Consider the following 23517-nt stretch of genomic DNA (forward strand, 5'->3'; position numbering starts at 1 on the left):
TACTATGGCTCAGATAAACGAACATGGCGTTGATGTGGCGGTATTGGGCGCCACTGGTCAAGTGGGCATGGTGATGCGCCGAGTGCTGGCGGAGCGTTCATTCCCCGTACGCAACCTGCGATTCCTGGCCTCCGCCCATTCGGCAGGTAGCGTGTTGAACTGGCAGGGGCACGACATTACGGTGGAGGACGTGGCGACCGCTGACTTGAGCGGCATTGACATCGCCATTTTCTCGGCTGGCGGCGGTACTTCGAAGGTGTGGGCGCCCAAGTTCGCCCAGGCCGGAGCGTTCGTGGTCGATAACTCCTCGCAGTGGCGTATGGATCCCGACGTGCCGCTGGTGGTGGCGGAAGCGAATCCGGAAGACCTCGATACCATCCCCAAGCGCATCGTCGCCAACCCGAACTGCACCACCATGGCTTGCATCCCTGTGCTCAAGCCTCTCGCTGACAAGTTTGGCCTGAAGCGGCTTATCGTCAGCTCCTATCAAGCTGTTTCTGGCGCGGGTCGTTCCGGAGTTGAGCAGCTGATGAACGAGGCACGTACCGCGATTGACCAAGGTGCCGATCAGCTGGTGTTCGACGGTTCTGCCATCAACTTCCCCGAGCCCACCAAGGTGGCGCGCACCATTGCGTTCAACGTGGTGCCGTTCATCGGCGACCTGGCCTCGGACGGGTCGGAGGAGACCGATGAGGAACAGAAGCTGCGCAACGAAAGCCGCAAGATTCTGCACCTGCCGGATTTGGCGGCTTCATGCACCTGTGTGCGAGTGGGTATTTTCACCTCGCATGGCATGAGCGTCAACGCCGAGTTCGAACATGATGTTACGCCCGACGAGGCTCGCCAAACGCTCAACGGTGCTCCTGGAGTAGAGCTCAACGATATTCCTACTCCCCAGCTGGCTGCCGGCCGCGACCCGAGCTTTGTGGGACGCATTCGGCAAGACCAGGCGGTGATCGGGCACAAAGGTCTGTCGTTCTTTATCACGAACGACAACCTGCGTAAGGGTGCCGCGCTGAATGCCGTGGAGCTGGCCGAGCTCATCGCCCGCAAGCATTTTGCCGACCGGCTTGACTGATTTCCCCTCTGTGCTGTCTGCATCATTGCTGCCACAGTAGGCCTTCCGTCTTGTCTGTCAGCGCTATCGCGCGCCAACGGGTGAGGCATGTGTGATACTGGAGGCATGTCGAAGGCATATGAGGAAGCGTGCAGGCAGCTCGATCGCATAGTGGCGCTGGGATACCCGGATGTGGCGGACATGAGTTCCGAAGCGTTCCGGGCTCTGGCTCAACCGCTGTTGGGAGCGCTCAAAACCAGTGATTTAGGCAGGAACATTCTGTTGGTTCCTACCCACGAGCTGGTGTCCCCGGAGTCGCTTATAGCGCGAACGAGCATTAACCGCCTGGCAGGATTCACCACCATGCCGCCGCGCGATGTTGCCAGTTTTCTGCCCCAGCCCGGTTTCGAGCCGCCCGAAGGTCCGTTCTACTTGGTTGTGGATCCTCATACCGGGACGAATTACGTAAACCGTGAGCCGGATGTGGCGCGCAAACTCATCGATTCGGACGAGCGCATACCGCTCACCCTCGAGGAAGGACTTGCCATCGCCACCCAGCATCCTGACTGGTTGCTGCAGAAGAACGGTTTCAATCTGCTCGGCTCGCGCAGTTCCGACGGTCGATATCCGAGCATCTGGCTCAGTCAAAGAGCACCGCGCTTAGGGTCGGTGTGGCCCAACTCGCGCCATACGTGGCTGGGCAACGCCTTCTGCGTGGCGCGGCGCGGTGTTTCGCTCTTCCGGTAGCGAGAGCTCGACATACCTCTATCTCTCCTTACACCGGCCCTTATGCAGGCAGCGGGCAGCGGGAAGCTGGCAGCCGGCATGGCAAAAGTGACATTTCGATGCCCATACTCTGGAACAGCCGTCGCATGGCGGCACTGCCCGTGTTAGCGTGGCAGCACCATCTGCAACTGAGCGTCCGGAGAGCCGGGCGCTTTATTGCTTACGCATCCGCGCGGTTTCGCTGCCGCGCCGCAACACCAAGAAGGAGGAACAATGGGTCAAGGTCAGTCAAACGAGCTGCATGGCACCGGCGCTGAGACCGGTAGTCAATCGTCGGTATTCGACCTCGCAGCGCAGGCTGCGGCATCAAATGGAGGGAACAACGACCTGCTGCTTGCTCCTTCACGTTTCATCGGTGAACCGCAAAAGCCCAGCGCCATGCCGTATTCCAAGTATGCCGCCTACAACCTGCAGGTGCCATTTGACTATCCGCAGCGTACCTGGCCTTCCAAGCGTCTGGAGCGCGCCCCGCGTTGGTGTTCGGTCGATCTGCGCGACGGCAATCAGGCGCTGGTCAACCCGATGGACAATGAGCGCAAGCTTCGCTTCTGGAACCTGCTTATCTCCATGGGTTTCAAAGAGATCGAAGTGGGGTTCCCCTCCGCTTCCGACACGGATTACAATTTTGTGCGTCTGCTCATCGAGCGTGAACTCATCCCCGACGACGTCACCATCGTGGTGCTCACGCAAGCTCGAGAACACTTGATACGCAAGACCTACGAATGCCTGCGCGGAGCCAAGCGCGCCATCGTGCACTTCTACAATTCCGTCTCCGTGCTCCAACGTGAGGTGGTGTTCCGCAAGGATCGTTCCGGCATCAAGGAACTGGCGGTCAACGCAGCGGTGCTGTGCCGCGAATTGGAGGGAGATGCCGGACAAACCGAGCTGTATTACGAGTATTCCCCCGAATCGTTCACCGGTACCGAGCCGGAGTATGCGCTCGAGGTGTGCAACGCCGTCATCGACGTGATTCGTCCTACTCCTGAACACCGCATGGTCATCAATCTGCCTGCTACGGTGGAGATGACTACGCCCAACGTGTTCGCCGACCAGGTGGAGTACATGTCGAACAATCTCCAAGACCGCGATTCCATTGTGCTTTCGCTGCATCCTCACAACGATGAGGGCATGAGTGTGGCCGCTGCCGAACTGGGTCTGCTGGCCGGTGCCGACCGCATCGAAGGCTGCCTGCTGGGCAACGGTGAGCGCACCGGTAACGTCGACCTGCTCACCTTGGGTTTGAACTTGCTCACCCAAGGCATTGACCCACAGATCGACTATTCAAATGTGCCTGAGATCCGCAGGACGGTCGAATACTGCAACCAGGTAAAAGTGGACGAGCGGCACCCCTATGTGGGTGATTTCGTCTTCACCGCATTTTCCGGCTCGCACCAGGACGCCATCAAGAAGGGTTTGGAAGCGCGCAGCATGGCCGCGGATATGGCCGATTCCAACCTGGAAAGCTTCCTGTGGCTGGTACCTTACCTGCCTATCGATCCCAAAGACATAGGCCGCAGCTACGAGGCCATCATTCGCGTCAACTCGCAGTCCGGCAAGGGCGGCATGGCGTATCTGCTCAAAGCCAACCATCACCTCGACCTGCCCAAGCGCTTGCAGGTGGAGTTCGAGAAAGTGGTGCAAAACTACGCCGACACGTCCGACCGCGAGGTGAAGGACGACGAGATTTGGCGCCTGTTCAAGGACGAGTATCTGCCTGTTGAAGAGCAGGGTACCGTGGCTGCCGGGGAAGCCGTGGGAGATCGCGGGGATGAGACCCTTGAGCAGTGGGGACGTCTCAAACTGCTCAACGTGTCCATCGCCTCCGGCGAGAACGGTTCCGACACCAAGCTTGATGCCACGCTGCTGGACGCCGATCCGGCGTTCGCACAGCTTGAGGGGGACGGCAAACCGGTGGAGCGCAAGGTTTCCGGTCGAGGCAATGGACCGCTTGATGCATTCCTGAACGCTCTGAATTCCATTGGGTTCGAGGTGTCTGTGCAGGATTACGCCGAGCATGCCATGACGGCCGGAACCGACGCGTTGGCGGCCTCCTATGTGGAGTGTCGTATAGGCGGGGAAGCAGACGAGCGTGTTATCTGGGGCGTGGGTATCGACTCGTCCATTGCCACCAGCTCGCTCAAAGCCATTATCTCGGCCATCAACCGTTCGCTGAGGTAGTGCGGAGCTGTTCGGCTGGCGTGCATGCCGTGTGGTGTTGTTATGGGCACCGTACGGCGTGTTCGCGTCACAATCCGTCGGCTTGGGCTGGCTGTGTGCGCTCGGTAGGGCGAGGCAAGAACAACAGCCGCAGTAGCAGTTGAAGCAAATAATAAAGGTCTCGAACTTGTACGTGTCAAGTTCGAGACCTTTATGCGTTGCCCAACGTTACTGTGTTGGTGCTGGCTGACCGGAGTCCGGTGGTGTTCCGCCGCCCTGCCCACTTTGCCCGTTCGGCGTGGTCGGCTGGGGTGTGGCGTTCTGCTGTGGGACGGTTGCCGGAGCCTGTCCGTTGGTCGCGCCCGGGGTGCCGTTGGTGCCATCCTGGCTTCCCTCATTGGGCTTGGTGCCGTACGAGCGGCGCGGTGTGGTATCGACGTCGCCGCTACCGGCGGAGCTGCCGCGCCCGGCACCGGTGCCCCACGACCCATCCGGGCCGCCCACTTTGCCGGTGTCTTTGGCTACGGGGAACGGTTCGTTCGGCGTATCGGCCAATGCTCGGCGCATGTACTCAGTGAAGAGGTGAACCGGATAGTCGCTGCCGCCGGTGTAGCGCCCGAAGTTCGGGATTTCGCGCGGTGCGCCGTTCTCGTCCGGGTACCAGATGCCGAACACGGTCACCGTATTGGGTGTGAAGCCGGCAAAGCTGCCTGCGGTGCCGTCGTTGGCGGTACCGGACTTGCCTGCCACGGTTTTGCCGATCCGCTTGGCTTCAGTGGCGGTACCGTACTGAACGGTGCCGGTCATCGCCTTGGTGACCAATGCCGCATCGTTGGACTTGAACACGGGCTGTGCGTCCACCGGCGACTTGTACATGTCCTTGTTCTCGGCATCCTTCACGCTGGCCACGATGTGCACCGTGGGCCGGTTGCCCTGATTGGCGATGGTGGCGTACGCCTGGGCGATGTCGCTGATATGCACTGCGTCGTTGCCCAGCACGGTGAACGGGTTGTCCCCGTTGACCAGCTTGGGGCTGATGCCGGCCTCCTGTGCGGTCTTGGCCACGGTCTTGGCACCCAAGTGGTCCTGCAAATCCATGTAGATGGTGTTGACCGAGTGGGCTGTGGCGTTGTACAGGTTGGTATATCCGAACTGCTCGTTGCCGAAGTTCTTGACCGGGGCTGCGATGTTGGGGTAGGTGCGCGGCGAGTTGCCGTTGAACACGGTGTTGAGGCTCACGCCCGCCTGCACGGCTGCCATGAGCGCGAACGGCTTCATGGTGGAACCCGGTTCGTACTTGGCTTGGGTGGCGTTGTTGAGCTGTTTGGTGAGGTAGTCGTCGCCGGCGTAGACCGATTGGATGGCACCGTTCTTGGGGTCGACGCTCATGCCGCCTATCTGCATGCCGTCCGGTACGATGCCTTTGCCTCCCTTGCTGGGGCTGGCCACGTCGAACATGGTGTCTTGCTTCGCTTTGTCGATGGTGGTGACGATTTTGTACCCGCCGGTGTCAAGATCGTTCTTGGTGAAGGTCTTGCTGTTGATGAGCTCGTCGCGCACCATTTGCAGCAGGTACCCTTGCGGCCCCTCGTACCAGTTGGGCTGGGTCTGTTGCGGCACGGTCTGCGGTGGTGTCTGTGCGGCTTTTTTGTCTGCAGCGGAGATGAACCCTTCGTCCTTCATGCTGTTGATAACGCGCACGTAGCGTTTCTGCGCCATGTCGGGACTGACCGCCGGGTCCCATGCGGTCGGTGCGGGGATGATGCCGGCCAGCATGGCGGCCTCGGGCAGTGTGAGGTCTTTGGCGTCCTTGTTGTAATAGGCTTTGGCCGCCGCCTGGATGCCGTATGCGCCGCGCCCCAGATAGATGGTGTTCATGTAGTTGCAGAGCACCTGGTCTTTGTCTTGCGTCTGCGCGATTTTCAACGCGAGAATGGCCTCGTGAATCTTGCCGAGATAGGTGTCGGTCTGTCCCAAGTAATACCGTTCGGCGTATTGCTGGGTGATGGTGGATGCGCCTTGTCTGGCCCCGCCGGAGAGGTTGTTGACCAATGCTCGGGCGATGCCCTTGAGGTCGATGCCCTTGTCCTGGTAGAACGTGCGGTTCTCTGAGGCCACGATGGCATTGCCCACGTATTTGGGCAGGGCAGAGCAGTCGATGATGTCGCGGTTCTGCTCGGCGAACGTGCCCATCTCGGTGGTGCCGTCGGCATAATAGACGGTTGTTTTCGCCGCCATGGCCATCTTTTCTGGCGGCGGCACTTCGGTGGAGACATACAGATAGGCGAACGCGGCGACACCCAGTGCCAGAAGCGTTGCCAGAATGCCCAGCAGCCACAGGAAAATATGATGCTTTTTGCGCGGCTTGCCGTTGTTTTTGTTGTTCCGCCCGCGCCCGGGTCCCCGGCCACCATTGCCTGAACCGCGTGACGACTTCTTGCGTGTGCTGCGCTGCGAATCGACGCTCTCATACTTGCCCCGCCCGCTGCCTTGAGAGCCGTTCCTGCTGGGAATCGGCGGAGCGGGAACGGGCATGGCTGCAGTGCCTCCACCTGCCCCGGCGTGCGAGGCGGTGGTGCGTCCCGCGCTGCGTGCGCGGGAGTTTGCGGTGTGAGCTGAAGCCCTTCGTTCCCTAGAAGACATAGCCACTACCGTAACCGCTGCCCCTGAGAAAAGCCATGGATGCAGCCTCAAATCCCTTAGTGGCGTAAGGGTAGTGTGACGCTGCTGTCATTCGTTCGCATGCGACCGCTGCGCGACTATGAACCATATATAGGTGTGTCTACTCAAGTGGACATATTCGTTGTGCTGATTGCACGGCTGCAGGAACGAGGCTTGTATAGACATTAGGCAAGTTGCACGGAAAGGTGAAAACATGAGTGAATACCAAGAGGCTCGTCCACAGCTGGCTGTGATGACTGAGAATCTAGTGAAATCGTACGACAAGTTCAATGCGGTGGACGGCTTGAATCTTCAAGTACCGCTAGGCGGCGTCTATGGTTTGCTCGGACCAAACGGTGCAGGCAAATCCGCGACCATGAAACTGTTGCTCGGCCTGACTGCCTCCAGTTCCGGCAGGATGTGGATGCTGGGGCAGCAAGTGGGTTCCAAGAGCCGTCTCCAGCCTGGACGAGTAGGCTCCATGATCGAAGGTCCCAGCTTCTACCCGGGGTTGTCTGGATTGGACAACTGCCGGATGGTGGCCGATTATCTGGGGTTGCCAAGCTCAGCGGTGCCTGCCGTGCTGACCAAAGTAGGACTGCGCGGGCATGAGGGCAAGAAAGCCGGCGCGTATTCGCTGGGCATGAAGCAGCGCCTGGGGATTGCTATGGCGTTGATTTCGCGGCCTGAGCTCCTGTTGCTCGACGAGCCGACTAATGGCCTTGATGCCGAGGCCGTCGTGGAAGTGCGGCAGATGATTGTGGACTTGGCTCACTCAAGCGGTTGCAGCGAAAACGGAGTCCTTCGCCGGTACCATGTCCATCATGTTCGTACTCACGCTGGTTGGCTGCGTGCTTTCGATTGCGTCACCGTCTTTGGCGGTGCCCTACCCGTTGGCGCTGATCACTAGCGCTTCAGCCGCAAGAAATCTGAACGACATCGCTTCAATTTCTTCCCTGATGACCGCGACCATAGTAGCAGCCATTTGGGTGATAGTCAGCGCCGTCATCTTCCGTAAACTAGCTAAAAAAGCCATCTAGCTGCACTGCTGATACTGTGAGGGCAAGGGGGAACGTATGAAGTGGGGTGAAAAACTACGTCGTTGGATTGAGATTTGGAACCGTCCGACCATGGCGTATGTGATGGTCTTCTTTTGCGCCTTGTATGAGACCGTGCTCGTTACGCGATTGCTGCTCTCCCCCAATGTCGCCAATCAGACCTTGCAGCGTATGCGCGATACCACAGTGTGGGGCTTGCCGCTGTTCGTCATCATCATTGTTCTGGCAGTAGCGCTTCTGGTGTTGAGGCGGCAGCGGCCAACAGTGAGTGTTCTAGCCATATCGGTGCTTATGCTTATTACAGCTGTGCTATATGGCTCAGCATATACGTATTTACTGTTGCTGTGGATTGTGGACATATACGCCTGCACGGTAGAAACCCGAAAGCCGCTGACGCTCACTATCAGTCTCCTGTTGGCTGGCATGTTTGGAGTGGCTAGCGTTGCTGTGGCTGCTGTATGGCACCATGATGGTTCTACTGGGCTGCTCTATCCAACGGTTCTGTGCTTTGCCTTATGCGTGTTCTTTGGCATTATTTCTAGGACCCAGCGAGAGCGATATCTATCGGAGCAAGCGCTGATCAACGAGCGGGAACGCAGCCTGCATCTCACGGAGGAACGTGATCAGGCCGTCAACCAATCGAAAATCGCTGCAGAACTTCACGACAGCGTCGGCCACGATCTTACTGCCATCATTGCGCTTTCTGAAGGACTTGACAACAGTACCGGGAACCCTGAAATCGATGATGCCATAACGATGATCAACGATTTGGCAAGGCAGGGACTGGCTGATACCAGAATAGCCGTGAAAGCGCTTCAGTCTGCCAGTACTGCGGATGCATCGCAGCGCTCGCAGGAGGGGCGGCAACATCAATGGGATGACATTCACCAGATTCTCAGCCATGCCAGGCAGATAGGCATGATTGTCGCGTTCACCGAGACGGGGCGCAGGCCGCAAGATAGCGTGCAAGCCGATTTGAGCTTCACTATTACGAGAGAAGCTGTCACCAATGCTATTCGGCACGGGCAATCAGTAGATCGCATCGTAATATCGTGGGATCATGACGCTGAGGGCGCTGTTGCCATAACTATCAGAGATAACGGTCAGAAGGCTACAAAGGCGGACAGTACCGGAACTGGACTGAGTCGTCTCCAAGGCCTTGTACAGGAACGCGGCGGTACCTTCGAAGCGGGTGTGGGCACCAACGGCTGGATGGTACACGTTACTATTCCGCCTACGGTATCAGACAGCGAGCAGCAAGGAGCGTGACCTAAGCCATGATTCGTGTAATGATTGTTGACGACCAGCGCCCTGCCAGAATGGGGTTTGCTCTCATGGTCGCCAAGGACCCAATGCTGCAGGTGGTAGGGCAGGCGGGGAACGGTCAGGAAGCCCTCGAGCTGCTGGATACGTGCAGTCGTCAGCGGCAGCCTCTTCCGGATGTGGTGCTCATGGATGTGCGCATGCCGGTGATGGATGGTTTGGACGCTACCAGCGTCATCAAAGACCGTTACCCGTCGATTCGAGTGCTTATTTTGACTACGTACGATCAAGACGACTATGCTTTCGGTGGTTTGAGCGCAGGCGCGTCTGGTTTTCTGCTTAAAGATGTGAAGACAGCGGATCTGTGCCGGGCAATCCGATCGGTATATGCCGGGGATGCCATACTGACTCCTCGTATTACCAGTGAAGTGATTAAATGAGGCATTGCTCATGAAACAGCAAATAACGTGGAGCAGGAGCTGCAGCAGCGATTTGCAACGCTGGGCCGGCGCGAGTTCGAAGTAGCGTCTCTGGTCAGCGAGGGGCTTGCCAATGCTGAAATCGCGGAACAGCTAGGAATTCAACCTGACTTTGTCAAAAAGACAGTGAGCCGTGTGCTGAGCAAACTCGGTGTCAGGGAGCGGGTAAACATAGCTGTGCTGTGGTACAAGGCCGGGCTGGATACCAAGTAGGCGGGTTCATGCGGCTTGTGGCGTATGGCTCGTGACTTACGGCGTATGGTGCATGGTGCCTTGCAAGCAGAGCGAGGAGCGTCTTCAATTGGCTGCTGCGTGCGTAGTATTTTCCGTCTCTCTCGTCGCTGGTTTGTTGCGGGCGGCATGCTGATTGCGGTCCGTGTTGCGCTAGGATATTCGGTTTTCGGCATTTTGAGCTAAACTGTTGTGTTGGAACAACATGTAGAAACTTTAGAGGAGTCATTATGAGCATTCGCGTGGCTGTTGCAGGCATAGGTAACTGTGCTTCTTCGCTGATTCAGGGCGTGGAGTATTACAAGGACACCAAGGACGAGGACAAGATTCCTGGCTTGATGCACAACAACTTCGGCGGATACCGTGTGCGCGACATCGAGTTCGTGGCGGCCTTTGACGTGGATGCGCTCAAGGTTGGCAAGGACATCTCCGAGGCCATTGATGCCTCACAGAACAACACCATCAAGTTCGCAGAGGTGCCGAACCTGGGTGTCACCGTGCAGCGTGGCCCCACCTATGACGGCTTGGGCGAGTACTACCGCCAGATGGTAGAGGAGTCGAGCGAGGCTCCGGTGGACGTGGCTCAGGTGCTGCGCGACACCAAGGCCGACGTGCTGGTCAGCTACCTGCCCGTCGGTTCCGAAGAGGCCGACAAGGCTTACGCTCAGGCCGCGATGGACGCGCACTGCGCCTTCGTGAACTGCCTGCCCGTCTTCATCGCTTCCGACCCCGAGTGGGCGCAGAAGTTCCGCGACGCCGGCGTGCCGATTGTGGGCGACGACATCAAGAGCCAGGTGGGCGCCACCATCACCCACCGCGTCATGGCGCGCCTGTTCGAGGATCGCGGCGTGCGCATCGACCGCACCTACCAGCTCAACGTGGGCGGCAACATGGACTTCATGAACATGCTGCAGCGTTCCCGCCTGGAGTCCAAGAAGATTTCCAAGACTCGCGCCGTCACCTCCATCGTGCCTCACGACATGGAAGACCGCAACGTGCACATCGGTCCTTCGGACTATGTGGCGTGGCTCGACGACCGCAAGTTCGCGTTCGTGCGCTTGGAAGGCACCACTTTCGGTGACGTTCCGCTCAACTTGGAGTACAAGCTCGAGGTGTGGGATTCACCGAACTCCGCCGGTATCGTCATCGACGCCGTGCGCGCCGCCAAGATTGCGCTCGACCGCGGTCTGGCCGGCCCGGTGCTTGCCCCCAGCTCCTACTTCATGAAGTCCCCGGCTGTGCAGCACGAGGACAATGAGGCTCGCCAGCTGGTTGAGAAGTTCATCGCAGGCGAGGTTGAGGCCGATGAGGCCAGCCTCGATGCTGATGTGGCCGATGCCAAGGCTAACGGCAAGGACGTTTGGAACGCCTGAGCTTTAAGCTGAAGCGATGAAGAAGCCTTAAAACTAAGACCTCAAACGTAAAACTCCCGCAGTTACTACCGAAATGAGTAGTGCTGTGGGAGTTTTCTATATAGCCAGTGGGCTTCATGCCCCTTTTTCATGCTGTTTTCGTTCCGTGAGTACTCTTCCGAGGTCATCGTCGGAGACTGATTTTGAAAGTGTTGGAATTCCGCCATTCTTCAAAATGCTATTGCGTTGAGCTGCGTGAAAAGTACTCACGGAATGTACGCTGCGTGGTTTGTGGCGTGCGGTCTGAGCATGGCGGTACACTGGTCAAGCCTTCACGTGGCGTTATGTCGCCCAATCCCCCCAGGGCAGGAATGCAGCAAGGGTAAGCGGCCTCTGTCGGGTGCGTGAAGGTTTACTCTTTTAAGTTCAACAGTGGCGTTGGCTTTGCTTTGAATCATGTCGCTGTGTAAGTCTGTTCTCGACCATGCGTGAGAAGATGGAACTGCAAGTGTCGGCGCGGCACAGCGCAACAAGGCTGGTTGCGGCGTTGGCGGTTTGTCAAGTTTCGAGGAGGAATGAATGCGACAGCAAGAATTAGGCACATCGGGTCTTACGGTTTCACGTGTGGCGCTGGGAGTGATGCGCATCCACGAGAAAACTGCTGCCGAGGCTCAAGAAGTCGTGCAGACGGCGCTGGACGGTGGCGTAAACTTCTTCGACACCGCTGACTGCTACACCGCAGGGGAGAGCAGCAGGCGTTTCGGTCAGGCGTTCAAAGATACGGGCGTTGACCGTGAATCGGTGTATGTGCAGACCAAGTTTGGCATTTACAACAACCCGGACACGAACACCATCACACGTTATGATTTCTCAAAAAAGCACCTGCTGGAGGCTCTGGACAGTGAGTTGGAGAATCTACAGACCGACTATGTGGACTTTGTGCTGTTGCACCGGCCGGACACGTTGGTGGATCTTGATGAGCTGGCGCAGGCGTTCAACGAGTTGCAGAACAGTGGTAAGGTGCGTCATTTTGGCGTGAGCAACGTCAATCCTATGCAGGTGGAAATGCTGCAAAGTGCGGTTGGGCAGGAGCTTGAGGTCAACCAGTTGCAGTTCAGCTTGGGACATACCGGCATGGTGGATCAGGAGATTCACGTGAACATGGCGGATGAACCGAGCCTAGATCATGATGGTGGGTTAATCAGTTATTCGCGGCTGAAGCGTATGACGATTCAGGCTTGGAGCCCTTTCCAGACTGGTTATTTCGGTGGTGTGTTTGTTGATAATCCGCAATATCCGGAGCTTAATGAGGAAATGGAACGTGTGGCGCAGGCGCATGGGGTGACGAAGAATGCGATTGCTGTGGCTTGGATTTTGCGCCACCCGGCGAATATGCAGGTGTTGTTGGGGTCGATGAATCCCGGGCGGTTGCGTGAGATGATGGCGGGCTCAGAGGTAGATTTGAGCGCTCAGGAATGGTATGACCTGTATGTTTCTGCCGGGCATGATTTGCCCTAAGCGGTAAAAAGAAGGTGGCGAGCCCCATGTGCTGACGGTTTGCGTTGCACGCTTCTGGGGCCTGCCGCCGTCAGAAACTGTCCCAGTGCGTGGCTGGTTTGCGCGTGGGGCAGCAGGGCTCTCTGCGTTGCGCGTGGTGTGGTGGGGACTGCGAATGTTTCGTGCAGACCGTGGATAGGGTTCCTCACTTGCGCGTGGTGGGTGGCATGCGGCTAGGATGTGAACATGCACTATTTCACCCCGAAGCGCTGCACCGAGTCGAATAAGATTATGTATCACGACCGTGCCACGGCTCTGCGTGCCGCAGATCAGAGCTTCATCGAGCGCGGGACTGAGCTGTGGGTGTATCAGTGTGAATTTTGCGGGAACTGGCATTTGACTCACCGCGATCCCAAAGATACTGCGGTGTTCGCGTCGATGCGGGCTGGATCAGGAGCTGGGCGCAAGCAGCACTCGCGTAAGCGTGGGTTTAAGCCGCGCCGGCGGTAGTCATGAGACTGCGGGGCGTGTGAACGCTTCGCGAGTGTAGAGTGTATATGAGCAGAACGGTTCTTGTCGTGTGGCTGCCTTGTGGTTTTGGTTGTGTGGTCCTTCTGTTGCCCAAAGTGGCTATTTATTAGGGACCATGACTTGCAATATAGGCGCGTAGTGAGCGTCGTTTTGGTATGAGTGCTGCTGTCTTGGCGCGTCCGGTTGTTGTTTATGGTATTTACTGTGCACCGGTGTCTATTGGTGTGGGCGTTGTGGGAGTAGGTTGAGCATAGAAGCACGCGGGAATGTGTCGAGATGAATTGTGTGGTATTGCCTAATTGTTTGTAGATTGTTCGGCGCGTTGTTAGGTGTGCTTACCAATCAAGTCTGCTATGGTTACCGATAATACAATTATGCGAATAAAGTCGGCAGTTGGAAGGGTGGTGCAAGATGGGTTTATGGCGCAAGCGAAAAGGTGTGCGAGGCGACGGTGCTGCCGGTGCGCATCCTGACGAGAATGGTTGGCAGTGGATCCAAGGGCCGTATGGTCCTGCTATTGTTGCAAAGCCAGTAAGGCGTAAGCCTCACACGCTGCTTATCATACTGTTGGTGCTGCTGGGCATTGTTGTTGCATGGGAGGGGAGTGCTTTCGGTTTGATGAAGCTTTTCTCGCCGAAGCCTATACCGAAAGACGAGATGAGCGCCATTGCGCACAGTGAAGACGCAAAACGGATATATGATAAGAGTATACGTATTTGGGACACGAAAGCATACACTCCCGAGGGCGTTATACAGTCTTATGTCGTCGATGACGACAGTACGGAGCTTAATCAAGTAGGTAAAATTCTGGTGAAGCTCATCGTTAATGACGATGAGCGATTGTATATCCAGATCAGCTTGAGTCGTGATGTAGAGGAACACGGGACTCGAGTGCCATTATCTGGGGGCGCTAGCGGTGGTTCTGGACTGTTGGACAAGATGATTAGGGACAATGGTTCGTCAGGATTCCATAAGCCAGAGGAATCACGTCCGTCGGATAAGGGGAATGCCGGTATGACGCATAGTGGAGGCCATCATGAGTACCAGTAAGCAATACACTGATGAGCAGCACAGAAAGATTGCCGAAAAAGAGTATGAGGCTCATAAAGTAGGTGATCCAGTAGAGCTTGACGATAAGACTACGGTGGGGCATGTGTCTGAAGTGGTGGACTTGCCTAACGGGTTGCAGTCGTATGTGGTAACAGACCAATCGCCTGGTGCGCCAGCTGAGCAGGTTAATCATGTGACTGTGCTGTATCAGGGTAGTCGGCAGTGGAAGGATTGGACGTCCACCAACATTCCTGTTGGCCTCGAGATCCTATCGTCTACTGTTGTGCCGGGAATGGTGAAGGCGCCATACATACCTCCCGCACAGTTTCGCTCTTCCGCAGCTTTGCTGAAAAAAACAATGGCTAAGTATCCCAATGCCACTGTGGATGTTTACGGACATTCTCTTGGCTCAATGGACGGACAATATGCGCTCGCTAGTTTGAATGACGAAGAGATCAAAAGGGTGTCAGGAGGCCATTTATATCAAGGTCCCAACATTTACAGGACACTTACACCGTTGCAAAAACGGCAAGTCGAGAAGCTGAACCGTAACGGCAACGTTCATAATTATGTAGATCCGAAAGATATTGTCGGTCTTGTTGGTTTTGGCGGCAAATACATCGGAAACCTGAAACTGGTGCAATCGATTGATGCCGGTGGTGATGGTGTAGGCGATCATGTTTCCAAACAACACAATTGGGGAGGGTATAAATTTGACAGCAATGGCAGATTGGTATTGGCTGAGCCCGACATAGACGTGGTGCGCAACGAGGTGACCACTGCGCGCAGAGCATTGGATGCGCAGCGTAGTGCGTTAGCCAAAGCCGGTGGCGGCGCTTTGACTGGGGCGCAGTCGATATGGCTTGACGAACAGGAAGCACGTATCTTGGTATCGGGCATGAATAATCTGAGCGTGCACGAGGCTGCGGAATTCGAGATGGTGATACATCAGGCAGAACGTCAGGCCGACGAACAGTGGCGTAACACTTGCCGTTCTGCCACGGCAATCGGTAAGCACCTCAACGGCAGTGAGGTGCTCGATGCACTGGCGGCTGGTGGAGCCACTCCCGAGACCATATCCAACCAACACAAAGACCATTACGTTCATGTGCTTGATGCCTTCGCGCAGCATTGCCGACAATTCGAGGAGACTGCGTCGAACATAGAGCGGGCTATCGAAACACAAGTATCCACCGATCAAGCGTTGGCGCGTCAACTGGAGGCATTGCAATGAAATATCACGGAACACCCTCATTGTGGCTATCGCAATCTTCAACATGTGTAGAGAACCAAAAGCGTCCGACCGGAAGATATAGCGCAAGCCCGAGCAGCCTCCCTCATCATACTGCCGCACGGCACTGCGGCAAGGCTGGCATTGATGAGAACGCAAGCGAAGAGCGTCGCTTGCATCGCAAACGCATCAGCATGATGGCGGAAGAAGAGCAAGACGGACAGCTGGGATGCATGCGTGCGCTTGACGAACAGGAAGAAGCGCTCATCAGCGAGCAGCAAGCCTACATAAGGTGCATGAATGACCTCGAAGTAGACGCAGTGCAATTCATCAGGCGTACGGGAGACGAACGAGGGGAAACCGCGCTCAATGAGCTCAGGAGAACTATTGATACGTATATCGTCAGTGGCAGGCAAGAGGTGAAAACGGGCATAGAACTGGTCGAACAGGCTCGTGAGCGCGTTGAACAATGTCACCGAGCAGTCGAATCTGCAGTGCAGGAAGCAGTCTCGCAACCGAGAAGGAGCATGCAATGAGTTCATTGGCATTAGCGAAGCAACAAGCTGATGATGCACGTCAAGCCGCAATCCAGCATACAGAGAAAGCGCTGCGGGAAGCACGTGAAGCGCTCGCAAGAAAATTGCGTGACGCTGAACGGGCCGTCATCCAACAGGTTGTGGCGAGTGCCCACCGGGGGCTGGCACAATGGCAACGGGTACAGACTGATGGTCGCATCAATCTGCACCTTCACCAAGCACGCAGAGACTGGAACGCGTATGCTGACATTTTTGAAGACTCTGCCAAAGGACAGTGGGCTAGCGGTGCACACAGGCAGATTGCTACGGCTTCGGAACAACTCTTGGGAATAGCGGATAGATAGGTATTCATGTGTACAATTGCACCGTACAAGACGGCAGATTTTGTAGGGTTCTGATTGAGGAATGGTGGTAGAAACGATGAGTGAACAACTGAGTGAACGAGACAACGAACAACAACAAGGTCGGCTTGACGAGCGGTTCGGTGATCCGGTAGAACGCAAGAATGATCCTGCAGTGCAGCGCATCCTGGATATCACCAAACATTCCAGAACCACCGCGAAAACGATTCTCTTGGAAGATGAAGAGCCTACATTACAAGCGCTCAGTGCTGGTGTGAAGGTTCAGGAACTCTACTTTGCAGAACACTTCCCGCCGGAAGATAGTGTTGTGCAGGAGGCCGAACGCCGGCACATACCGGTCAGGCCAGTGACCAACGATGTGCTGAAAGAGCTGTTCAAAGTCGGTAAAAAACCCAAGCTGTTTGGTGTGGCATTGGCACCCCGAGCGCTGTCACTTGATGCTCTCGCCGGAACCAAGTCCGACATCGTGGTGCTCGACGGGGTGAAAATAGTGGGCAATATCGGTGCTATTATTCGCACCTCGTATGCGCTTGGTGCGGCCGGCGTTGTGTTGGTAGACAGCGATCTGACGCGTATTACCGATGCTCGTCTTATCCGCTCCTCACGAGGGTATGTGTTCTCCCTGCCAGTGGTGCTCGCAGAAACCGGAGCATTGCGAGCGTTCCTGAACGACGAGCATATTCGCCCAGTGACATTCGATGCTCATGGGACAACTGACCTGCGCGCGCTGACCGATATCGATGACCGGCTTGCCTTCGTGATGGGAAGCGAGAAACGTGGCCCGTCGTTTGACGCATCTGGTATGAATTCGGCCACTGTCTCCATACCGATGATTCCTGAAGCGGAATCGTTGAATGTTTCCGTAGCCACCGGCATCGCACTGCAACAGCGTATGGAGCGCAACATCGCACTGCACTGAATGGCACCAGAAGTGCAGTGGAAAACGGCGGAAAACAGCGTTAGACGAACGTTGGGTGAGCGTTAGACGTTCGTGTGAGTTGGCACAAATATACAAGGGGCAGTGCCCAATAATTCGGCACTGCCCCTTGCATATGCAGACGCTAGTGAACGTATCAGCGGTCGAGGCGGAAGCCTTGCTGCTCAGCATACTTAGTGAGCGCCAGATCAAAGACGCCACGCGCCTTGGCATTGGTGGCGACTTGGTCGCTGAATGCGTCCACAGGGCGGTCGGTGTTGCGCAGATCGTAGTACTGGTGCACAGTCTCGTCGAACTCGTCCATATCCGCAAGCATCGCCTCGTCGTTCGCGGGATACGTATCATCAAAGAACTGAGCAGAACGATTCATGCGAGGCTTCAACTCAGGCTGCTGATCCGGCTTTCCAATAGCCAACCCAAGCACAGGATATGTGAACTCTGGCAGGTGAAGCAGCTCGATGAGCTGCGGGGTATCGGTCAGCACCGTACCCAATACCACACAACCCAAGCCGAGTGCATTGGCTGCGGTTTCCATAGCATGCAGTGCCAGCACGGCATCATTGTGTGACTGAACGAGTCGATACGTGGAATTCAGCGTGAATTCGTCGGAGTGCACATCGATGCCCTTGCGCTGGGCGATGGCGGCGTTGCGGTGTTCGTCGGCCACAAATATGTAAAGCAATGGAGCTTGTGCAATGTAAGGCTGATTGCCCATCTCGGCAATCTTATCCTTGATGGCTTGGTCCTTGACTCGGATAGCTGACCAGTCGTTCAGATATTGGCTGGAAGGCGCACGTTGCGCAGTGGTCTCCAATGTTGCCACGGTCTCGTCGTCAATCGGTTCAGCGGTGAACTTGCGAATCGAACGGCGGTTCAGCAGCGTTGCGATGGTTTCGTTCGTACTTGAAATAGATGAAGTCATGCGAATATTGTGCCACGTCTGGCGGCATAGGTCGAGAAGTTTTTGCTACTGGGGTATGGCGAACAACCTAATTGCTGTTGCGGAACCTGACACGAGTCTCAGAGTTCCGGCTTGCCTTGACGCCAATAACTATAGAATGTGACGGCTGGCTTGGGCATGTGCATCTCGCTAGTGAGCAGACGGCGCAAAGCATGTGTGGTATCCGCCTCGGCGGCTATCCAAGCGTATTGCGGTTCGTTGGCATACGCCGGTATGGCAGCGAGCAACCGTTGTCCGCGTTGAGCCCGCCCGCGCGCGAGCCAGTGCATGGAGCTCATGGTTTTCGGCACCTCGAGCTCGAGCGCATCAGCCGCCTCGGGCACTTCCAAGAATGTCTCTGCATGGCCGCTCCACCCGCTGTGGGCCAAGCTTTCGAGAATGGAGGAAATCGCAGGAACGGCGGTTTCGTCGCCGGCAAGCACTATTTCAGAGGCCTCGCCTGGATGAAAGGTGATGGCATCGGCAGAGTGACAAGCGCGTGAGTTCGGCCCTATGAGTACTGCTTCGTCGCCGACTTGCGCAGTGGCTGCGAACGTGCCGGCTGGACCTGCGCCGTGGTGGGTGACGAAATCAACGCAGACTTCTCGCCGCTGTTGTTCGACCCGGCGGATGGTGTAAGTGCGGAACACGTTGCGCCGTTCTTCGGGCAATGCGCGCCACTGATCCCACCAGCCGGCTCGGGCTATGGAATCGTGGTCGAACAGCAACGGGTCGCCCCAAAGGGAAGAATCCGGAGTCGCGTTGTGGCTCCGGCTTTCACCTGCACCTGCGTGCGTTTCATTCTCGTGCGCTCCGCTCTCGCTCGTTCCGTCGGCGTATGTTCCGCTATCGCTCGCTCCGCTAGTATGCATCCCGTCAGCGTGCATCCCCCTCAATGGCAGCATCACTTTGATGTGCTGGCCGTAGCCATTGTCGGCGAAATGGTCGAGTTCCGGCCCGGTGAACACGATGCGTGTGAAGTGCGGCGAAAGCCGAATCTTGTTGGCGATGTGGACAAGGAACGGCTGATAGTCAGGTTCTTGGTTCATAGACTGGTTCATAGGGCGATTCATGGATTGGTTCATGGGGCGATTTGTGGCTTGCTTTGCGGCTTGGTTCATGGTCATGGTTCTCGTTCAGTGCAATCGGTACTGGTGTGGGTCTGGTGCTGGCGGTCTTGCTGGCGCTGGCTCACCAATGAATGCGCCGCTCCTGGAGTCATGGCAGGCAGCCCGGTCTGTGGGTCATAGGTGACTGTGGCATCAAGACCAAACACGTCGCGAACCAAATCTTGCGTCACCACGTCGTGCGGCGTGCCGAATGCTGCCTGCCTCCCGTGGCTCATAGCCAGCATCCAGTCGGCGTACCGTGCGGCGAGATTCAAGTCGTGCAGCACCATCACAATGGTGACGCCCTCGCTCGCGTTGAGATGGCTCAACAGATCGAGCACCTCGATCTGATAGGCGATGTCCAAGTAAGTGGTCGGTTCGTCCAGCAGCAGCACATCCGTCTCCTGTGCCAGCGCCAGTGCGATCCAGGCTCGCTGCCGTTGGCCTCCCGAGACTTCGTCCACCGGCCGGTCCGCCAGGTCTGCAAGCCCGGTAACGTGCAATGCGTGGGCTACGGCCGCTTCGTCGTCACTGTTCCATCCGCCGCCCATACCGTGGTAGGGGTAGCGTCCGCGAGTTACTAAATCCGCGATGGTGATACCGGCCGGGGCGATGGGGGACTGAGGCAGTAACCCCACTTTGGTAGCCACCTCGCGTGTGGGCAGCGAGTTGATGGACTTGCCGTCGAGCACCACATCGCCGTGTACGGGTTTGAGTAGCCGTGCCATGGATTTGAGCAGCGTGGATTTGCCGCATCCGTTGGGGCCAATGATGACTCCCACCTCGTGCGCCGGGACAGTGAGTGAAAGTTCGTCCACCACATGGTGAGCCTCGTTGGCGCGTCTGCCGGTTCGCTGATCGTAGGACAGGCTGACCTTGTGCGCTTCGAGAGTATGCGCCGGGTGCTGGTGGTCGGCATCGTGGCTGGTATAGCTGCTCATGCGTTCTCCTTGGTGCGGGCCGTGTGGATCATGAACACCACCAGTACTGGGCCTCCGATGAGACTGGTGACGACGCCGACCGGCAGTTGTGCGAATGGCAGATGCTGCGCTATTGCGTCGGACGCGAGTACCAAGGCGGCTCCCACCAGTCCGGATTGTGCTATGGCAGGTCTGCTTGGTCCGGCCAAGCGTGAGGCAATGGGGCCTGCCAGGAACGAGACAAACGAGATCGGGCCGCTGGCTGCGGTCGCACAGGCCAGCAGCGTCACTGACAACAGGAGTACGGCTGCCTGCGTGGCGCTTACTCGCACACCCAGTCCCGCTGCCATGCCGTTGCCGAACCGCAACACGTCCACTTGACGGTTGAGCGCAACCAGCAATAAACCGGCCACCAACACCACCAAAGCCAACGCGGGCACGGATTGCCAATCGGCATCGGCTAGACTGCCGGTGAGCCAACGCTGTGCCTCCTGCATATCCCACTGGTTGGCGCGCATCAAAATCCACGAGGTGACGGCATTGAGGGCTGCGGCCAAGCCAATGCCCATCAAGATGAGCTTGTTGACGTTGGGCGCACCGTTCCATGAAAGCCATAGCACCAGCAAAGCGGTGAGCAGTCCTCCACCTACGGCCAGCAGAGACAGCTGAGTGCCGGAGATACCGAGGATGATAATGCCGAATACTGCCGCAGTATTGGCTCCGGCAGTGATGCCGATGATGTCGGGGCTGGCCATAAGGTTGCGCAGCATATGCTGAAAACTGGCGCCGGCCAAGCCGAACGCCATACCGCACAAGGCGGCAAGCAGCACACGGGGCGCCCGCAGCTCACCGATGACAAAACTGAGGCCGGGAACATCCTGACCGGTCAGTACGGCAGTGATATCGGCGAATGAGTAGGTATCATGGCCGAACGCAAGATCGATGTATAGCAGCGCCACCACAACCGCCACTAGGACTGTGAACACGATGGCGCTGCGCGCTGCGGCTCGTCGCCGTGACTGGCTCAGCCTCTGCGCGATGCGGCGTTCTGGCTCTTCGGCGCTCAATGCTGCGTCGTTGATTGTATGCGCGCTCATTTACACCTCCGCCATGCGCCGGTTGCGCACCAGATACAGGAAGATGGGGGCGCCGAGCACTGCAGTGACGATGCCGACCTCCACATCCTGTGGTCGGGTGATGATACGTCCCAACACATCTGCGGCAAGCAGGAGCAGAGGGCCGAGCACGGTACACATGGGAATGACGCGGCGGTAGTCAGGCCCGACCACAAGCCTGGCCGCGTGCGGCACCACCAGACCAATGAACCCAATGGGACCGGCCAGAGCGGTGGCTCCGGAGCAGAGCATTACCGCAGCGGCCCACGCCATGAGCCGTGTGCGGTTGAGTGTTACCCCAAGTCCTGCTGCCAGTTCATCGCCGAGTGCCAACGTATTGAGTGACTGCGCCACGCATAGTGCGATGATCAGCCCAAGTACCAGTAGCGGCACAATCGGCATCATCAAGTTGAATCGGGCGCCGGAGATGCCGCCTACTTGCCAGAAACGGTAGTCCGACATGGTCTGAGCCCGTGGTAGCAGAACCGCCGAGGTGAGTGAGCTGAGCGAGGAGCTGATCACCGCGCCGGCGAGTGTGAGTTTGAGCGGTGTGGGGCCCGAGCGGCCTATGGATCCCACCGCCCAGACGAGTGCTGCGGTGAGCGCCGAACCGACCAGAGCCACCCACACGTAGCCGGACGGTGTGTTCAGGCCCAAAAAGGCCATGGCGCAGACGATGGCGAACGCGGCGCCGGTGTTCAGGCCGAGCAGTGAGGGGTCTGCAAGGGAATTGCGCGAGACCCCCTGCATGAGCGCGCCAGCCACGGCAAGACTGGCACCGACCAGCACGCCGAGCACGGTTCGCGGGATGCGCAGGCGCACCGCGGAAGCTGCGATGTCATGTGCGTCGGTACTCAGTGCGCGGGTGATGTCGTCGAAGCTCACTGTTCGCGATCCGAACATGACGGAGCATACGGCCGCCGCTGCCAGGCAGGCCAGCAGCAGCGCGTATATGAGGATGGTGTGGTGATTGTGGCGCGTGGTGATGGTTACTGCACCTTGTCTGCGGCATCGGCCAGCAGCTTGACGTACTGCGCATCGGTCTGCTGGATGGAAAGGGCGCTCGGGTCGAGGGCGTTCGCCATTTCGGAATTGTTGTCGATCACTACGACCGATCCTCGCTTGACGGCAGGAATCTTGCTCAGCAGCGGATCTTTCTGCATGGCTGCCAGCAGGTCGGGAGTGCCGTAGGTGACGATGATGTCGATGTCGTTGAACTGGTCGGCGTTCTCCGAGGCGATGTCCTTGTAGAACTGTGTGGTGCCTTTCGAGGCCTTGGTGATGGATTCGGGGGTCTTCAGACCGAGGTCGTTGAGCAGTTGCGGGCGCACGTCGGTGGTGGTGTAGATGCTGAAGCTGGAGAGCTTGGAGGAGTCGAACGCCATGACCGAGGCGGTTTTGCCGGCCAGTTGCGGGTACTTGGCAGCATCGTCCTTGAGCTGGGATTCCAGACTGGAGATGAGCTTTTTGCCCTGCTCGGGTTCGCCGATGGCTTGGGCGGTGGTGGTGATCATGCTGCGCCAAGGGTCGCCCCATGAGACTTTCTGCCAGGCGATGGTCGGGGCGATTTTGCTCAGCGTCTCATACTGCTTCTTGGTCATTCCGGATTGCATGCCGAGGATGAGGTCGGGCTTGGACGCGGCGATTGCTTCGACGTCGATGCTGTCGGATTCGTCGTGCAGCTGTGGCATGTCGGCGCTCTTTACGCCGGCTTTCTCAAGAGCGGAGTAGGTCCACGGCAGGAAGCCGTCGTGAACGGTCTTGCCGTAGGTGTTCTTCTGGATGCTCACGGGGGTCACGCCCAGCGCGATGAGGTTGTCGGCGCTGCCCCAGCCCACGGTCGCAATGCGCTTGGGTTTGGACTTGATGGTGGTCTCGCCCCAATGGTGCTTGATGGTGACGGGGAACCCGTCTTTACCGGCCTTTTCGGCACTGGCTGAGGAGTCGTCCTTCTTGCAGCAGTCCGGAGTGTCGTCCTTGGCGCCGCAGGCCGCGAGGCTGGCGAGTGATACCACGGCCATGATTGCGGCGGCTGCGCGGATGAGTGGTTTGTGCAGTCTGCGAAGCGTGGCGTTGGTGCTGGTTGATGGCATGGTGACTCTTTTCCTGTGGTCAATGCTTCGATTGGTATAAGCTTGGCCAATCTAGCAGTAGTAGCGAGGAAAGAAAAGACTTTACTTTCTGCGGGTTTTGTGATATTAGAGCGTACGGTTGTGATGAGGTGTACATGGCATATGAGACGTGC

Annotated in this window: 20 protein-coding genes, 1 other RNA gene and 1 pseudogene; 14 read left to right on the plus strand and 8 right to left on the minus strand. The window is 57.4% G+C overall.

What is annotated here, in order from left to right; translation table 11 throughout:
- Window positions 1-4: 4 nt before the first annotated feature.
- From ACSYSO_RS00925 to leuA, 3 genes are all read left to right on the plus strand, one after another.
- Entirely contained in the window at window positions 5-1078 is a 1074-nt protein-coding gene (locus tag ACSYSO_RS00925; RefSeq protein WP_491701821.1) for an aspartate-semialdehyde dehydrogenase, read from the plus strand.
- 105 nt (window positions 1079-1183) lie between these two features.
- Window positions 1184-1804, plus strand: a complete 621-nt coding sequence (locus ACSYSO_RS00930; protein WP_489799258.1) for a DUF5701 family protein — start codon at window positions 1184-1186, stop codon at window positions 1802-1804.
- Between the two features lie 252 nt (window positions 1805-2056).
- On the plus strand, window positions 2057-4021 hold the full coding sequence (leuA, locus tag ACSYSO_RS00935; protein ID WP_491701822.1) for a 2-isopropylmalate synthase: 1965 nt from the start codon (window positions 2057-2059) through the stop codon (window positions 4019-4021).
- Between the two features lie 207 nt (window positions 4022-4228).
- On the opposite strand, the gene ACSYSO_RS00940 is transcribed toward leuA, so the two are convergent.
- Window positions 4229-6643 (minus strand): transglycosylase domain-containing protein, encoded by a 2415-nt coding sequence (locus ACSYSO_RS00940; RefSeq protein ID WP_489799254.1) that lies wholly within the window; start codon window positions 6641-6643, stop codon window positions 4229-4231.
- 232 nt (window positions 6644-6875) lie between these two features.
- Here ACSYSO_RS00940 and ACSYSO_RS00945 point away from each other — a divergent pair, with 232 nt between their 5' ends.
- The 9 genes and pseudogenes from ACSYSO_RS00945 (at window position 6876) to ACSYSO_RS00985 (ending at window position 15356) form a co-directional block, all read left to right on the plus strand.
- On the plus strand, window positions 6876-7571 hold the full coding sequence (locus tag ACSYSO_RS00945; RefSeq protein ID WP_489799252.1) for an ABC transporter ATP-binding protein: 696 nt from the start codon (window positions 6876-6878) through the stop codon (window positions 7569-7571).
- Window positions 7572-7737: 166 nt separating this feature from the next.
- Entirely contained in the window at window positions 7738-8988 is a 1251-nt protein-coding gene (locus ACSYSO_RS00950) for a sensor histidine kinase (RefSeq protein WP_489799250.1), read from the plus strand.
- Window positions 8989-8996: 8 nt separating this feature from the next.
- Window positions 8997-9674: pseudogene (locus tag ACSYSO_RS00955) on the plus strand (response regulator transcription factor).
- Between the two features lie 248 nt (window positions 9675-9922).
- Window positions 9923-11065: an inositol-3-phosphate synthase gene (locus ACSYSO_RS00960; RefSeq protein WP_491701823.1), complete on the plus strand. Its 1143-nt coding sequence runs from the start codon at window positions 9923-9925 to the stop codon at window positions 11063-11065.
- Window positions 11066-11367: 302 nt separating this feature from the next.
- Window positions 11368-11464: signal recognition particle sRNA small type (ffs, locus tag ACSYSO_RS00965), an RNA gene on the plus strand.
- A 159-nt stretch (window positions 11465-11623) separates the two neighbouring features.
- Window positions 11624-12562, plus strand: a complete 939-nt coding sequence (locus tag ACSYSO_RS00970; protein ID WP_489799246.1) for an aldo/keto reductase — start codon at window positions 11624-11626, stop codon at window positions 12560-12562.
- A gap of 225 nt (window positions 12563-12787) precedes the next feature.
- Window positions 12788-13051: a hypothetical protein gene (locus ACSYSO_RS00975; RefSeq protein WP_489799244.1), complete on the plus strand. Its 264-nt coding sequence runs from the start codon at window positions 12788-12790 to the stop codon at window positions 13049-13051.
- A gap of 432 nt (window positions 13052-13483) precedes the next feature.
- A complete protein-coding gene (locus tag ACSYSO_RS00980) occupies window positions 13484-14122 on the plus strand; it encodes a DUF1310 family protein (protein WP_491701824.1) in 639 nt (212 codons plus the stop codon).
- Window positions 14097-15356, plus strand: coding sequence for a hypothetical protein (locus tag ACSYSO_RS00985; RefSeq protein WP_491701825.1), 1260 nt, complete (start codon window positions 14097-14099; stop codon window positions 15354-15356). The genes ACSYSO_RS00980 and ACSYSO_RS00985 overlap by 26 nt, the downstream gene beginning before the upstream one ends.
- Window positions 15357-15394: 38 nt before the next feature.
- Here ACSYSO_RS00985 and ACSYSO_RS00990 read toward each other — a convergent pair whose 3' ends face one another.
- On the minus strand, window positions 15395-15895 hold the full coding sequence (locus tag ACSYSO_RS00990; protein ID WP_489799238.1) for a hypothetical protein: 501 nt from the start codon (window positions 15893-15895) through the stop codon (window positions 15395-15397).
- On the opposite strand from ACSYSO_RS00990, the gene ACSYSO_RS00995 reads away from it, so the two are divergent.
- Window positions 15886-16233, plus strand: a complete 348-nt coding sequence (locus tag ACSYSO_RS00995) for a hypothetical protein (protein WP_489799236.1) — start codon at window positions 15886-15888, stop codon at window positions 16231-16233. The two genes, ACSYSO_RS00990 and ACSYSO_RS00995, sit on opposite strands and share 10 nt — an antisense overlap.
- A 76-nt stretch (window positions 16234-16309) precedes the next feature.
- A complete protein-coding gene (locus tag ACSYSO_RS01000) occupies window positions 16310-17170 on the plus strand; it encodes a TrmH family RNA methyltransferase (protein WP_489799234.1) in 861 nt (286 codons plus the stop codon).
- Window positions 17171-17324: 154 nt separating this feature from the next.
- Here the strand turns inward: ACSYSO_RS01000 and ACSYSO_RS01005 are convergent, their stop codons facing one another.
- The 6 genes from ACSYSO_RS01005 to ACSYSO_RS01030 all read right to left on the minus strand — a co-directional run bounded on the left by ACSYSO_RS01005 (window position 17325) and on the right by ACSYSO_RS01030 (window position 23365).
- The gene (locus ACSYSO_RS01005) at window positions 17325-18110 is read right to left on the minus strand and encodes a nitroreductase family protein (RefSeq protein ID WP_489799233.1); all 786 of its coding nucleotides are present in this window, start codon (window positions 18108-18110) and stop codon (window positions 17325-17327) included.
- Window positions 18111-18208: 98 nt separating this feature from the next.
- On the minus strand, window positions 18209-19177 hold the full coding sequence (locus ACSYSO_RS01010; protein ID WP_491701826.1) for a siderophore-interacting protein: 969 nt from the start codon (window positions 19175-19177) through the stop codon (window positions 18209-18211).
- Window positions 19178-19251: 74 nt separating this feature from the next.
- Window positions 19252-20178, minus strand: a complete 927-nt coding sequence (locus ACSYSO_RS01015; protein WP_491701827.1) for an ABC transporter ATP-binding protein — start codon at window positions 20176-20178, stop codon at window positions 19252-19254.
- On the minus strand, window positions 20175-21254 hold the full coding sequence (locus ACSYSO_RS01020) for a FecCD family ABC transporter permease (protein WP_491701828.1): 1080 nt from the start codon (window positions 21252-21254) through the stop codon (window positions 20175-20177). The genes ACSYSO_RS01015 and ACSYSO_RS01020 overlap by 4 nt, the downstream gene beginning before the upstream one ends.
- Window positions 21255-22175: a FecCD family ABC transporter permease gene (locus ACSYSO_RS01025; protein ID WP_491701829.1), complete on the minus strand. Its 921-nt coding sequence runs from the start codon at window positions 22173-22175 to the stop codon at window positions 21255-21257. It abuts the gene before it with no gap.
- Window positions 22176-22261: 86 nt separating this feature from the next.
- Window positions 22262-23365, minus strand: a complete 1104-nt coding sequence (locus tag ACSYSO_RS01030) for an iron-siderophore ABC transporter substrate-binding protein (RefSeq protein WP_491701830.1) — start codon at window positions 23363-23365, stop codon at window positions 22262-22264.
- Window positions 23366-23517 lie beyond the last annotated feature (152 nt).

This window comes from Bifidobacterium sp. ESL1130 (genome assembly GCF_058507935.1).